Here is a 13239-nt window from a genome sequence, read left to right on the forward strand (position 1 = left end):
CCTGCCGACGGTTGCCGAGACCTCAACATCCCGCCGCGGACGGCTGGATGGCCCCTCCGCTCTTGACGGAACCGGAGCGGGACGTTGAATTATGGCCACCTGTGGATCGTTCCTGTGGATCAGTGACAGCAGCAAACCTGTGGCCTATACACTCCACGGCATGACTGACTTGGACGAATACGTCGACGAGTCCGGCGAGGACGAGCAGGACCTGTCCACTTGGGACGATGACGAGGCCGCAACGACGACGGTCGACTGGACAGTCGAGACTGTCGTGAGTCAGATGCGCAAGGGCCGCATCGACCTCAACCCGAGCTTCCAGCGGCGTGACGCGTGGACCAAGGTTGCCAAGTCCAGGTACATAGAGTCGTTGGTTCAGCGCTACCCGGTTCCGCAAATTGTTCTAGCAGAAGACCAGAATACGCCCGGCCGATATATGGTTATCGACGGTAAGCAGCGTCTTCTCGCCATTCGGCAATTCTGTGCGGATCCGGCTGACCCGAGAGACGTCGAGTGGCTACCTGAGCGGCTGAAGCTCACTGGCCTGATGGAAACCAAGAAGCTAAACGGCATAACTTATGACGAGATGCAGGATGGCTACCCAGTCGAGGCTGTCAGGTTTGAGAATGCCACAATCAGGGCCGTATTGCTGCGAAAGTGGCACAGTCAGGACTTCCTGTACACTGTCTTTTATCGCCTCAATTCTGGAAGTCTAAAACTTTCGCCGCAAGAGTTGCGGCAGGCGCTCTTCCCGGGCAAATTCATGTACTTTGTGGACGAGCGCTCTGGTGCCAGTCTCGCGTTGAGGTCGCTCTTGAACAAGAGTAAGCCTGATCGGCGCATGGTGGACGCGGAACTACTCCTCAGGTTCATGGCGTTTCATTTTGGTGTTCAACCTTACGAGGGGAACCTGAAGAATTTCCTAGATGGGACGGCAAGGATCCTCACGGCGTCTTGGGATGCTGATTCAGGCGGGAAGGTTCGCAAGGCGGCCGACGCGCTGGATGCTGCCATTGACGCGGCCAGGGAGATTTTTGGCGACGACGTGTGCAGGAAATACACGCGTGGTCGATTTGAGCGCTCCTTCAATAGGGCGATCTTTGATGTTCAGATTCACTTCTTGGTCAATGCGGAGCTTAGGCAGTGGCAGTTGAGTCATGCTGACGAAGTGAAGGCCGAGTTCCAGCTCCTCTGTGAAGAGGATCGCGATTTTGTTGATGCCGTCAGCAGCACAACGAAGACGCCGCTCGCCGTGAAGACTCGATTTAACGCCTGGGGGCAACGCCTCCAGGTCATGTCTGGAATCCAAGCAGATCTGCCGGGTAGCGTTATCGCGCTGTCTGAGGTGTCCTAGGTGGCTGAGTGGAATGCGGTTTCCTCGCTTGAATCAAACGTCAATGCCGTCGCTCGGGAACTGCGCATGCTCACCAGGGATGGTGGAATTGCGCCTGACCCAGTCGATATGACGGATGAGTACTTTGATGATGTCCGTGTTCGAGTCAGGGCCTTCCTTATTCTCTGTAGCTCCGAACTAGAGGAGTTCGTAGAGACCCAATGTCTGGAATACCTGGCCCGTTGGGCGCAGGATGATGACAAGGCGATGCAGCATCACTGCCTCCACGCCCTCACTATTCATTTTCGGAGAAACATTGGGAATATGCTTGAGGGGCAAGGGTACTTCGTCGACTTCTACGCCACTCCGGCTCAGGTGAGGAAGATGAAGCCGGAGGGTGGGAAGGCGAAGAGATTCGACGTCGACGACGTTCCCATCCTGAACAGGAAGACCCTGATCGGGCGTGTTAGTAACTGGTATCGAGACGATATCGTTGGCGCTAGCCATGGGATATCTGACAAGGACCTGTATCGTCTGCTTGAGCCTCTAGGCTTCAGTAAGGGATTGGTGCGGGAAGAGTGCTCAAGCCTGATTGCGGCACTTCGAAGCTTGGCCGCAGGGCGAGGTGAAGCGGCGCACCGATCGACGACTGCTGGAAAATATCCTTACCAGAGCCTCCCCAGCCCGATCTATCAGCAGATGTCTGTTGGCGACGCGTGGGATAGGTGGATCGCCGCGAGGGATTCCCTTTCAGAATTGCGAGACCTTCTGGATCGATCTCTGACGATGGCGCTTGATTAGCTCGCAGTGATGGCCGAGTACGACCACACATCTGCTGGCAGCTCACGATGCAGTTGCCAGGTGATGGCCATGGGTTTGCTGTGCCGGACATAGGTCGCAGGGCCGAGCGGCATCCAAGGTTGAGCCTTGCCGATGTCGGTGTCCTTGTAGCGCCGCATGAACAGCAGCACATGGCTGCCGCGTTGGGCGTGCTGTTGATAGCGCAGACCGGTGGGCGCGGTATCTGCGGTCGTGCTCTGTGACTCCCAGTGGAAGAGAGAAGGGCTCAACGCGTAGTCCTTGTACCGGACGGTGGGGGAGAAGTCCTTCTCGTTCTTCTCCAGAGTGATCAGCAGTGCGTCCGTCTGGTTCGGCTCGTCTCACAGGACGCCCTGCGCGAAGGAGCCAGGCATCTGCCCGCCGAGGCGAGCGACGCCAAGCACGGCCAGGATCTCTGAGCGTTGTTGTACGCGCTATGAATCTTCAGGGGAGGTGCGCGTGCGGGCCATCCAGAGGAATGGGGAAGTGGTCGGCTTGGCCCATCACGTGGTCGAGTACCTGCTGCAGTTCGCAACGGAAGGCTCGTTGCTCGCGGAGTGATTCAAGTCCTTGCGAGTAGGAGCCAAAACCGCCGGCCTTGTCCCAGAGGTTGAAGAAGGGCATGCGCGCGTACGTTCTGTCTCTCGGGTTCAGAGCCTCGTACGCCGGCGCGCCATCGCTCAGCAGACGGGCATACGCCCCAGCGCGCTCGAGGTCGTCAACATGCAGGAACGCTTGCACGCGCTTCAACAGGTCTTCCTCGCCTGCCTGTTCAGGCAGGTCGGCCAGGCCGGAGCGGCGCAGGACGGACGTCCACGAGTTGCTCGACTTGTACAACTCCTTGATTTCGCGGTGGCTCTCCATGAGGTAGTCGGCGAGGGTCGGCGTATTGAAGACCCTGACTTCCTTGGCCAGGGACTGGACGGTTGCCTTGATCTGTGTGCGGATGTTGTCCAGCACGAGGTCCTTGGACTTGCCTTCAAGGATGATCTGGCAGCCGGACGGCAACTGGGGAAAGTCTCGCTCGATGCTGTTGACCAGGCGGTTTCGGGAGAGGTTGGTCAGAGCCCGGAACTGCTCCTCGAAACGGAACTCCGCCCGGTGTTGGCCGATGAAGTCGAGCACCGTCAGCACCAGTTTGTTCGGCGTGCGGCGCAGCCCGCGCCCCAACTGTTGGAGGATGAGTTGCTCGTAGACGCCTTCGACCGGCTGTGCCAGCTCCCCCGATTCCGCCACGACTGCTCCTTCGATCCCTCTTAGTTCTCGGGCGCGATCCTTCGTGCCGATATGGATCTGTTTTAACAGCAGTCGCTGACAATCGAAGCTCACCTGTTGAAAGGTGATCGTTTTCAGACAGGCAGCCTCGAGTGGAAGCTGGCCTGAGCTGCGTGGGAGAGCCGAATAGCACCGTGTGTCGCGCGGTTGCCGTAGGGGCCGGGGCAGTTGGGAAGGACGTCGGCTGAGTTGTCGGCCGGGGTTGGGGGCGCGCACCAGCGGTTCGACGCACGCGGGGTCGGTTCAGCGGCTTTCGCTGGATGGGGGTGATTCGGCAAGGCCCCTTACGCCCCGTGGCACCCCTCATAACCCCGCCCCGACCCACACCAACAAACAACCCCCCGCTGCGGCGGCCACTCCACCGCCCGCCCCCGAGCCGCCAACGTGGTCGCATACTGCGGCAACAGCTCTGCCTCGCCCGGCGAAGCCCCCTCCGACGCCGCGAACGCCTCGTACGACGGCACCGTCCCCGTCACGATCCCCAGGTTCGCCGTTCCGCTCGCCGCCAGTTCCCGGAGCGACCCCTCTATCGTCGTGAGGTGCTCCTCGTGCGAGGGGTACTCGGCCGCCAGTGAGGGATATGCGGCCATCAGTTCCGCCAGTTCGCCCGCCGGCCAGTGCAGGACCGCTACCGGGAAGGGGCGGGACAACGCCTCGCGGAACGTGCCCAGTTCCGCTCGTAGGCGGGAGATCTCCGCCGCCAGTTCCGCCGGGTTGTCCGAGCCGAGGGACCACACCCGCTTCGGGTCGTGGAGCTCGTCCAGGGAGACGGGGGACGAGTGCAGCAGGTCTGCCACCGTGTCCCACTCGTCGTGGGCGACGCCCAGCATGCGCCTCACCCTGTGGCGGCCGAAGAGCAGCGGGTGCGTCGAGTACGGGGGCTCGTCCACGTCCGTCAGAAGGACACGCGCTCCTTCCGTGAACGTCTCCTGGGCCGCCTCCAGCTCGTCGTGGGATTCCAGTGCCTCCGCCACGATCACCCAGGGGGCCGGGTCTCGCGGGGATGCTGCCCGGACGCCGTCGATGATCGCGCGGGCCTCGGCCTCGTGGCCGTACTCCCAGAGGTTCGAGGCCTTCAGGGCTCGTACCAGATAGGGGTTCTCCAGGCCGTCCGCGGAGGAGAGCAGGCGGTCGTAGAGCGTGGACGCGGCGGCGCGGTCGCCGGCCAGTTCCAGGTGGGCCGCGGCTTGGAGGAGCAGGGCCTCGGCATCCTCGGGGTACAGGCCGGCGGTCCGCTCGAGGCGGGCCGCTTCGGCGGTGTGGTCGACGTTCTCGGCAGGCGTGTCGGGGCGCATGAGGGAAACCGTACTGCCCATCCGTGACGAAGAAGAGGTATGTGCTGGTCAAAGGGTGGGATCGGGGGAGGGGCCGGTCGCGGGCGTGTACTGCGGGGTGTTGTGGGGCATTACGGGATTTTTCTGGATGATCCGTGCGCCGCGAGCAGCATCGTCGCCAGCCCGGCCAGGACGATGCCGGCCCCGACGTACAGCGGGGCCGTGTACCCGAGGCCCGCGCTGATGGCCAGGCCGCCCAGCCAGGCTCCCAGTGCGTTGCCGACGTTCGACGCCGATACGTTGGCGCCGGCGGCCAGCGGGACTCCGTGGGCGTGGTCGGTGACCCGGGTGATCAGACCGGGGACCGGGGCGAAGCCGAACAGGCCGGTGAGGAAGACCAGGATCACGGATGCCGTGGGGCTGCTCGCCAGCAGGCCGAACGCGGCTAGTGTGGCGGCCAGGGCAGCCAGGGAGACGATCAGGGTGAGGTCCCGGTTGCGGTCCGCGCCTCGGCCCCCGGCGATGTTGCCGAGGACCAGGCCGCAGCCGTAGACCACGAGCAGCCAGGCCACGTCCGTGTCGGAGAATCCGGTGACCTCGGTGAAGGTGTAGGCGAGGTAGCTGAACGCGCCGAACATCCCGCCGTAGCTGAGAGCGGTCGCGGCGAGGGTCAGCCACACCTGGCGGGAACGCATGGCGCGTATTTGGGCAGGCAACCCGCCGGCCGTCCCGCCGGCCGTCCCGCCGGCCACCCCGCCTGTCATCCCAACTGCCACCGCACCTTCCGCCCCGTCCCCCGCTCCGGCCTTCCCCGCTCCGCCCTCGACCGCCCCCGCCCACCCCGGCACCAGCACCGCAATCGCGACCACGGCGACGATGCCGATCCCGGTGATCGCCCAGAACGTGGCGCGCCAGCCCCAGCGTTCGCCGACGAGGGCGCCGAACGGCACGCCCAGCACGTTCGCGACCGTCAGTCCGGCGAACATCACCGCCACCGCCCTGGACGCCCGCTCCGGGGCGACCATGCGGCGGGCGACCAGGGAGCCGATGCCGAAGAACGAGCCGTGGCACAGGGCGGCGACGACGCGTCCGAGCATCATCACCGGGTAGTTCGGCGCGAGGGCGGACAGGAGGTTGCCGAGGACGAACAGCACCACCAGCGCGGTGAGGACCGGTTTGCGGGGCAGGCCGGCCGTCGCGGCGGTCACCGCGATCGCGCCGACCGCGACGGTCAGGGCGTACCCGGAGATCAGCCACCCCGCCGCGGCCTCGGACACGGCGAGGTCCCGGCCCACCTGCGGAAGCAGCCCGGCGATCACGAACTCGGTCAGGCCGATCCCGAAACCGCCGAGCGCGAGCGCGACCAGCCCGGCCGGCATCCGCCCGGCGGGCGCGGGCGGGGTCGGCGGGGTGGGCGAGCCGGTCGCATCTCGGACCTGCCGGACCTGCCGGACCTGCGGGACCTGCGGATTCTGCGGGTCCTCCGGGACCTGCGAAACGTGCAGGACCGGCGGGTCCTGCGAAACGTGCGGGACCTGCCGCTCGATGCCGGATTGCTCCGGTGTCAGATCGTCACCCCATCGATCTGCAACGTCTGCACCGCCTTCCCCGCGACCGACACCGCCACCGACTTCCCGCTCAGGTACGTGTCCGAGTACGCCTTGTACAGGTCACCGCCGGTCGTCACCGTGTTCCAGCGCGGGACCAGGCCACCCGAACCACCCGTCACCGTCGTGAAGTTGGAGAGATTGAAGGTGAAGGTCTGGGCGGACGTGGAGGTGTTCAGCGCCACGATCACCAGACGCTTCGCCGACGAGTCGTAGGCCGCCACCGCGTTGCTCACGCCCGTGTTGAGGATCTTCATGCCCGGGCGGATGTGGCGGCTGAACTGCGCCATCACGTAGTACTTCTTCTGGACCGCGCCCGCCGCGAGGGTGTCCGCGTCGTACGCGATCATCGCCCAGTTCGAGGACGGGTCCATGACCTGCCAGTAGACCCAGGCGGTGGGGTGGAGCCACATGAAGTCGTAGAGGAGGTTGAAGGCCAGGGTGTAGCCCGTGCCGTCGTTGTCGCCGGTCTCGGAGTTCCACAGGGCCTTGCCGGCCGTCGTCACCACGTCCGTGTAGAGGAGGTCGCGGCGGCCGCCCGAGCCCTGGTAGCCGTGGACGTTCACGCGGTTCACATAGCCCTTGGTCGTCGACGAGAAGGAGTTCCACGTCGTACGGGCCAGGTCGTAGCTCGTCTCGTCGGACGCGGAGATCTTGGTGCTCGTCAGGCCCCGCTTGTCCAACTCGCTGCGGACGTAGGGGAGTACGGCCGTCTGGACGGTGGCGTCCATGTGGCAGCCCTCCTGGGTGCCGGTCGCCGTCCACCAGCTGGAGCTGGGCTCGTTGAAGGCCTCCACCGTCGAGAAATTCACGCCCCAGTTGTTCTTGGCGTACAGGGCCACGGCGGCGAGGTGGGAGGCGTGCTGGCGGTAGTTCCAGGTCTGGAGGTTGTTGCCGCCGCCGGAGGCACCGGAGGGGTTGTGGTTGGAACACATCCACCACATGGGGGAGTTGGCGAAGAGCTCGGTGGTGGCGCCGCGGTTCACGGCCTTCACCAGCATCGCGCGCTGGGTCGCGTCCGCCGTCCAGTCCCAGGCCGAGGAGGTCGGGTCCTCGTTGTTCCAGTCCTGCCAGTAGCCCTCGATCTGCTTGAAGGCGGGGATGTTGGCGGAGGCGACCATGCTCTCGCCGTCCACGCTGTTCGAGCTGCACGCGCCCACGTTGTAGCGGGCGATGTTCAGGCCGAGGCCGGGGAGTGAAGTGCCGTTGTACGTCGTCGACTTGGTGGTGAAGAAGATGTCGGCGAAGTCGTCCCGCGCGCCGAACACGTTGGCCCACCAGGCCAGGGAGGTGCCCCAGCCCTCCCAAGTGCCGTACGAGGTCCCCGGGTTGACGGCGATCGTGGCGTCGGCGCGTGCGGTGCCGGTCGCCAGGGCGCCGCCGAGGAGGGTGCCGCCGGCCGCGGTCAGGAGGGTTCTGCGTCGGATCATGGCTGCTTCTCCGCTTCACTCGACGACCGGACGCCGGTCCCTGAAACCGGCGTCGAACTCGGCGTGGTGGCCTGGTCCCGTTCATGCCACGTCGAAGCATCGGGTGTGGCGTGTGGGGTTGTCGAGGGTTGCGACAGCCCTTTCTAAAACCTATGTACGAAGTCCCGAACAGGGCCGTGTGACCGGCCGCGACGTGCACGGGCCTGGTGACTTGAAGGCCCGCCCCTTATCGTGCGGGCGGCTCGGTGCCGGTCGAGGAGGCGTACGGATGCGGGTTCCCGTCGTGCAGCACAGCACCCGGCGGCGGTCGGCCCGGCGTCGGCGCGCGCTGTGGAGCGGGGGCGAACTCCTCGTCACCGTAGGGGTCGTACTGCTGCTCCTCGTCGTCCACCAACTGTGGTGGACCAACCGGGAGGCCCGGCGCGGGGCCGAGCGCAAGGTCGAGGCCCTGGAGCGGCAGTGGGGCAACGGAGGAACCGCCGGCGACAACGCCGACTCCGGCGACACGTCCACCCCGTCAGCGACCCAGCACCCGTCCACCAACACCAACACCGGCAGCGGCACCCGCCAACAGACCACCACCGCCCGCCAGTCACGCCCCAACTGGTCCCGGGCGTACGCCGTCCTCACCATCCCGCGCCTCGGCCTCCGCGTCCCCGTCGCCGAGGGCGTCAGCAAGCAGAACGTCCTCAACAAGGGCTACGTCGGCCACTACCGCGGCACCCAACAGCCGGGCCAGGCAGGCAACTTCGCCCTGGCCGGCCACCGCAACACACACGGCGAGCCCTTCCGGTACATCAACCGGCTGCGGGCGAAGGACGTGGTACAGGTGGAGACGAAGAACGCGACGTACACGTACTCCGTCGACAAGACCCTGCCGCAGACCTCGGCCCGCGACTCGGGAGTGATACGGCCGGTCCCGCGCTCCACCGTCAAACCGGGCTACGGATACAGCGAGCCCGGGTACTACATCACGCTGACGACCTGCACCCCGGAGTACACGTCCCGGTATCGGTTGGTGGTGTGGGGCAAGCTCGTGTCGATGCGCCCCCGATGAGCGTGCCTCCTCGATGAGCATTCGGGCCGGATGATCGTGCGCATCAGGTCGGGCATGCGTATCGGATGATCGTGCGCCTCAAGTCGGGCATGCGTGCCGGATGACCGTGCGGCTCAAGACGAGCATGCGTCCTCGATGGGCCTATGCCCTGTCGAGTCACGCCCGCGCCCGCTCCCGCAACCCCAACACCGCCCCCGCCGCCACCACGGCCAGCCCGGCCGAAACCGCCAGTGCGATGTTCGCCCCGTGCCCCAGGCCGCCACTCGACGACGTGACGATCGCGATCGTCAGGGCCACGCCGGCGCACGAGCCGATGTAGCGGAAGGTCTGCTGGGCGCCCGAGCCCATGGCCGCGCGGGCCGCCGGTACCGATTCCACCGAGAGGAGGGGCAGGGCCGCGTTCAGGAGGCCGCTGCCGATGCCGCCCAGGATCAGGCCGGGCAGGAGGCGGTGCCAGGAGCCGGAGTCGATCGCGCCGAGCATCGTCAGGACGCCGGCGGCGTGGAGGGCGAAGCCCACGGCCAGTTGGTGGCGGGGCGGGACGCGGCCCGCCAGGCGCTTGGCCTGCAGGGCGACCGTGAAGGACAGGCCCGACCAGAGGAGGAAGAGCCAGGCCGTGTCCATCGGGGAGAGGCCGAGCACCTGCTGGAACAGGACGGGCAGGAAGCTGAAGAGGCCGATCACCGCGAGGCCCGTGAACAGGCCGCCGGCGGAGGAGGCCAGGAAGCCGGGTCGGCGCAGCAGGCTCAGGTCGATCATCGGGGTCCGCGTCCGGTGTTCCACCAGCACGAACACGGCCACCAGCACCACGGCCGCCAGGAACAGCAGGCCCACCTCGGCGCGCAGCCAGCCGTCACGGCCCAGGGTCAGGGCGGCGACCAGCGAGACCAGCGCCAGGCCGAAGGTCAGGGCGCCCAGGATGTCGGGGCGGCCGCCTCTCGGGGAGCGGGACTCCGTCAACGTCCGCGTCGACAGGGCCGCCACGAGCAGCGCGGCCGCGCCCAGGACGCCGTATCCGGTCCGCCAGTCGGACATCGCGCCCGCCACCAGCGGGCCCAGCGCGATGCCGCCGCTCACGAACGCGCCCCACACGCCGGTCGCGTGCAGCCGGCCGCGTGGGGTCGGGAACGCGTGGACGATCAGGCCCAGGCTGCTCGCCAGGATCGCCGCGCTCGCCGCGCCCTGTGCGACACGGGCCAGCGTGAAGAGAAGGGTGGAGGAGGCCAGCGCACCCAGGACCGTGGTGATGCCCAGAGCGAGGGTGCCGATCAGGAAGATCCGGCGGCGGCCGAAGTCGTCGGCCAGGCTGCCGGCGACCAGGAGGACGGCGGCCAGGCCGAGCGGAGTGCCGTTGATGAGCCACGCCTGCGCGGAGACGGAGGTGTGCAGCGCGGCGGCGGTGTCGCGGAGGGTGACCACCGGGGCGGTGTAGGTCATCAGCGTCACGGCCGTCGCCGCGCTGGTCAGGGCGAGGGTGGCCCGGGGATGCGGGGGCGCCTCCGCGTGGGGTGCCTGCTTGCTGGGCGACGCGGAAGGAGCGTCGACCCGGGTAAGAGTTCGGTCATTGAACCTAGTCATGCCCCGTACCGTAACACCTGTAGGTTCGGTCATTGAACCAAGGCCGCGAAAAATGGTTACAGTGGACGGCATGGCACTGGGCAAGGACTACGCGACACAGGAGTGCTCCATGGCTCGCGCCCTGGAGATCGTCGGCGAGCGGTGGACGCTGCTCGTCGTGCGCGACGCGCTCTACGGCGTCCGCCGCTACAACGACTTCCTCGTCCACCTCGGCATCCCGCGCGCGGTCCTCGCCGCCCGCCTCCAGATGCTGACGGCGGAGGGAATCCTCGAGAAGCGGCGGTACCAGGAGTCGCCGCCGCGGGACGAGTACGTCATCACCGAGCGCGGCATCGCCCTGTGGCCGACCCTTCGCTCCCTCGGCCTCTGGGGCCGCGAGCACTTCCACGAGACCCAGCTGCGCTACTTCCGGCACGCCGACTGCGGCACCGAACTCGGGCCGTACGGCGAATGCCCCGCCTGCGGAACCGTCGTACCCGTCGAGGACGTTCTCATGGAGCCGGGGCCCGGGCTCAGCCCCGACCCGGCGGATCCGGTGAGCCGGGCACTGCTCAAGCCCAGGAGGCTGTTGCAGCCCGTCGAGACGGATCCTGTACAACTGACAGCAACGGCACGCGAGTCGGCCGAGTCAGTCGAGTAGGGCAAGTCGGCCGAGTAGGGCGAGTAAGGGGGGTGGGGGCATGATCCGCAGTCGTGCATCCCTGCGGCCCGCCGCCGTGCTTCTCCTCCTGCTCCTCCAGATCGCGCTGCTCGACACCGGCAGCATCACGGCCACCGTCGCCCTCGCCGCCACCGCCGCGGCCGGCTCCGCGCTCGCCGCGTGCGCGCTGGTCGCCGCGCGCTGCGCGCCCGCCGTGCCGCCCACCCGGGTGCGTACAGCCATCCGCGACCGCGCCCGCCGTACGGCCTTCCTGCCGCAACGCGACCCCGACGCCAAGGGGCGCACCCGGCCCCGAGCGCCCGGATCCGTCCTTCCGGCGACCGTCGCGTAGGGCACACCCTCACACGTACGTGACCCCGCGCGGGTCGTCATGCCGCATGTCCCGGTACCGGCACGACGAGACCCCCGGAGGGCTCACCCATGTCCGTTTTCTCCGTGTTCGCCAATTTGGTGGAGCACTTCGCCGACCTGCTCCATCCGCTGTTCGGCGCCTCGGCGGCGGCTGCCGCGATCGTCCTGTTCACCGCTCTCGTACGACTGCTCGTGCATCCCCTGTCCCGGGCCGCCGCGAAGGGGCAGAAGGCCCGCACCGCGCTGCAGCCGAAGATCGCCGAGCTGCGGAAGACGCACAAGAAGGACCCCGAGAAGCTCAAGGAGGCGGTGCTGGAGCTGCACGCCGAGGAGAAGGTGTCGCCGGTGTCGGGATGCCTGCCGTCGCTGTTCCAGATGCCGGCGTTCTTCCTGCTCTACCACCTGTTCTCGAACACGAGCGTCGGCGGGCAGGCGAACGAACTGCTCACCCATCAGCTGTTCGCCGCACCGCTGGGCGGGCGATGGGCGGACGCGCTCGGTGGCGGCGGGATGTTCGGGGGCGCCGGGCTCGTGTACCTCGGACTGTTCGCCGTCGTCGCGGTCGTCGCCGCCTTCAACTATCGCCGTACGAAGCGGATGATGGCCACCAACAATCCGGTTCCGGTGGCCGACGGGGAGCAGGTGCCGGGGCTCGGGGCGGTCAGCAAGGTCATGCCGTTCATGTCCTTCTTCACGCTCTTCACGGTGGCGGTGGTGCCCCTGGCGGCCGCGCTGTACGTCGTGACCAGTACGACGTGGAGTGCCGTCGAACGGGCGGCGCTCTACTCCTGAGCCGGTCCTGCTCCGCTCCTGAGCCGGCCGTGCTCCGCTCCTGAGCCGCGGGCCCCGGCGGTGGCCCCGGCCGGTGGTTACGGTCCAGTCCGTGAACCGGGTATTGCGGACTGGACGTCGAACTTGGAGGATCGACCAGTCATCCGATGGCTGCACCCGTCGGTCGACAGCCCGCGATCGAGGGAGATTGTGATCATGAAGCTGCTGCGAGTCGGTACGACGGGAGCGGAGACGCCCGCGCTGCTCGACGCCGACGGGGTTCTGCGGGACCTCTCCGGTGTCGTCCCGGACATCGACGGAGCGCTGCTCGCCGACGATGCGGCGCTGGAGCGGATCCGCACGGCCGCGGACGCCCGGGAGCTGCCCGAACTGGACGCGACCGGGTTGCGCGTCGGACCGCCCCTCGCGCGGATCGGCAAGGTCGTGTGCATCGGGCTGAACTACCACGACCACGCCCGCGAGACCGGGGCCGAGCCGCCCGCCGAGCCGGTGATCTTCTTCAAGGCCGCGGACACCGTCATCGGGCCGAACGACACCGTGCTGGTGCCCCGCAAGTCGGAGAAGACCGACTGGGAGGTCGAGCTGGCAGTCGTCATCGGGCGTACGGCCCGGTACGTGGAGTCCGCTGAGGAGGCGCTCGCGCATGTCGCCGGCTATGCGGTGGCGCACGACGTGTCCGAGCGGGAGTTCCAGATCGAGCGGGGCGGCACCTGGGACAAGGGGAAGAACTGCGAGACGTTCAACCCGCTCGGGCCGTGGCTGGTGACGGCGGACGAGGTCGCCGATCCGCAGAATCTGTCCCTGAAGCTGTGGGTCAACGGCGAGCTGAAGCAGGACGGGACGACCGCCGAGCAGATCTTCCCCGTGGCCGAAGTCGTGCGGTACGTCAGCCAGTTCATGACGCTGTATCCCGGTGATGTCATCAACACCGGGACGCCTGCGGGGGTTGCGCTGGGGCAGCCCGAGCCGAAGCCGTTCCTTCGGGCCGGGGATGTTGTGGAGCTCGAGATCGAGGGGCTCGGCCGCCAACGGCAGGAATTCAAGGACGCGTAGACGCTCCGC

General features: G+C 67.1%; 11 protein-coding genes and 1 pseudogene. 7 read left to right on the forward strand and 5 right to left on the reverse strand.

Annotation, left to right across the window (positions count from 1 at the left end; translation table 11 throughout):
- The first annotated feature begins 160 nt into the window (after positions 1-160).
- Together OG303_RS30690 and OG303_RS30695 are read left to right on the forward strand one after the other, a co-directional pair.
- Positions 161-1354 (forward strand): DUF262 domain-containing protein, encoded by a 1194-nt coding sequence (locus OG303_RS30690; RefSeq protein ID WP_405872395.1) that lies wholly within the window; start codon positions 161-163, stop codon positions 1352-1354.
- On the forward strand, positions 1355-2134 hold the full coding sequence (locus tag OG303_RS30695; protein WP_405872397.1) for a hypothetical protein: 780 nt from the start codon (positions 1355-1357) through the stop codon (positions 2132-2134). It abuts the gene before it with no gap.
- Here the strand turns inward: OG303_RS30695 and OG303_RS30700 are convergent.
- The 4 genes and pseudogenes from OG303_RS30700 to OG303_RS30715 form a co-directional block, all read right to left on the reverse strand.
- A pseudogene (locus tag OG303_RS30700) lies at positions 2131-3337 on the reverse strand (DUF3427 domain-containing protein); the annotation flags it as partial. The gene OG303_RS30695 and the pseudogene OG303_RS30700 sit on opposite strands and share 4 nt — an antisense overlap.
- Before the next feature lie 374 nt (positions 3338-3711).
- Positions 3712-4722 carry an SEC-C domain-containing protein gene (locus OG303_RS30705; RefSeq protein ID WP_405872399.1) on the reverse strand — a complete coding sequence of 337 codons (1011 nt, stop codon included), beginning with the start codon at positions 4720-4722 and terminating at the stop codon, positions 3712-3714.
- A 110-nt stretch (positions 4723-4832) separates the two neighbouring features.
- Positions 4833-6080: an MFS transporter gene (locus OG303_RS30710; protein WP_405872400.1), complete on the reverse strand. Its 1248-nt coding sequence runs from the start codon at positions 6078-6080 to the stop codon at positions 4833-4835.
- A 185-nt stretch (positions 6081-6265) separates the two neighbouring features.
- Positions 6266-7738, reverse strand: a complete 1473-nt coding sequence (locus OG303_RS30715) for a beta-1,6-galactanase (protein WP_405872402.1) — start codon at positions 7736-7738, stop codon at positions 6266-6268.
- A 268-nt stretch (positions 7739-8006) separates the two neighbouring features.
- Between OG303_RS30715 and OG303_RS30720 the strand changes: the two genes are divergently transcribed.
- Positions 8007-8795 carry a class E sortase gene (locus OG303_RS30720; protein WP_405872404.1) on the forward strand — a complete coding sequence of 263 codons (789 nt, stop codon included), beginning with the start codon at positions 8007-8009 and terminating at the stop codon, positions 8793-8795.
- Between the two features lie 156 nt (positions 8796-8951).
- Here the strand turns inward: OG303_RS30720 and OG303_RS30725 are convergent, their stop codons facing one another.
- Positions 8952-10373, reverse strand: coding sequence for an MFS transporter (locus tag OG303_RS30725; protein WP_405872406.1), 1422 nt, complete (start codon positions 10371-10373; stop codon positions 8952-8954).
- Positions 10374-10443: 70 nt separating this feature from the next.
- Here OG303_RS30725 and OG303_RS30730 point away from each other — a divergent pair, with 70 nt between their 5' ends.
- From OG303_RS30730 to OG303_RS30745, 4 genes are all read left to right on the forward strand, one after another.
- Positions 10444-11013: a winged helix-turn-helix transcriptional regulator gene (locus OG303_RS30730; protein ID WP_405872407.1), complete on the forward strand. Its 570-nt coding sequence runs from the start codon at positions 10444-10446 to the stop codon at positions 11011-11013.
- Positions 11014-11053: 40 nt separating this feature from the next.
- The gene (locus OG303_RS30735; RefSeq protein WP_405872409.1) at positions 11054-11365 is read left to right on the forward strand and encodes a DUF6412 domain-containing protein; all 312 of its coding nucleotides are present in this window, start codon (positions 11054-11056) and stop codon (positions 11363-11365) included.
- Between the two features lie 89 nt (positions 11366-11454).
- Entirely contained in the window at positions 11455-12177 is a 723-nt protein-coding gene (locus tag OG303_RS30740; protein ID WP_405872411.1) for a YidC/Oxa1 family membrane protein insertase, read from the forward strand.
- A gap of 195 nt (positions 12178-12372) precedes the next feature.
- Complete coding sequence (locus OG303_RS30745) at positions 12373-13230, forward strand: fumarylacetoacetate hydrolase family protein (protein ID WP_405872412.1); 858 nt, start codon at positions 12373-12375, stop codon at positions 13228-13230.
- Positions 13231-13239: the final 9 nt, after the last annotated feature.

The organism is Streptomyces sp. NBC_00005, from assembly GCF_045160215.1.
Classification (GTDB): domain Bacteria; phylum Actinomycetota; class Actinomycetes; order Streptomycetales; family Streptomycetaceae; genus Streptomyces.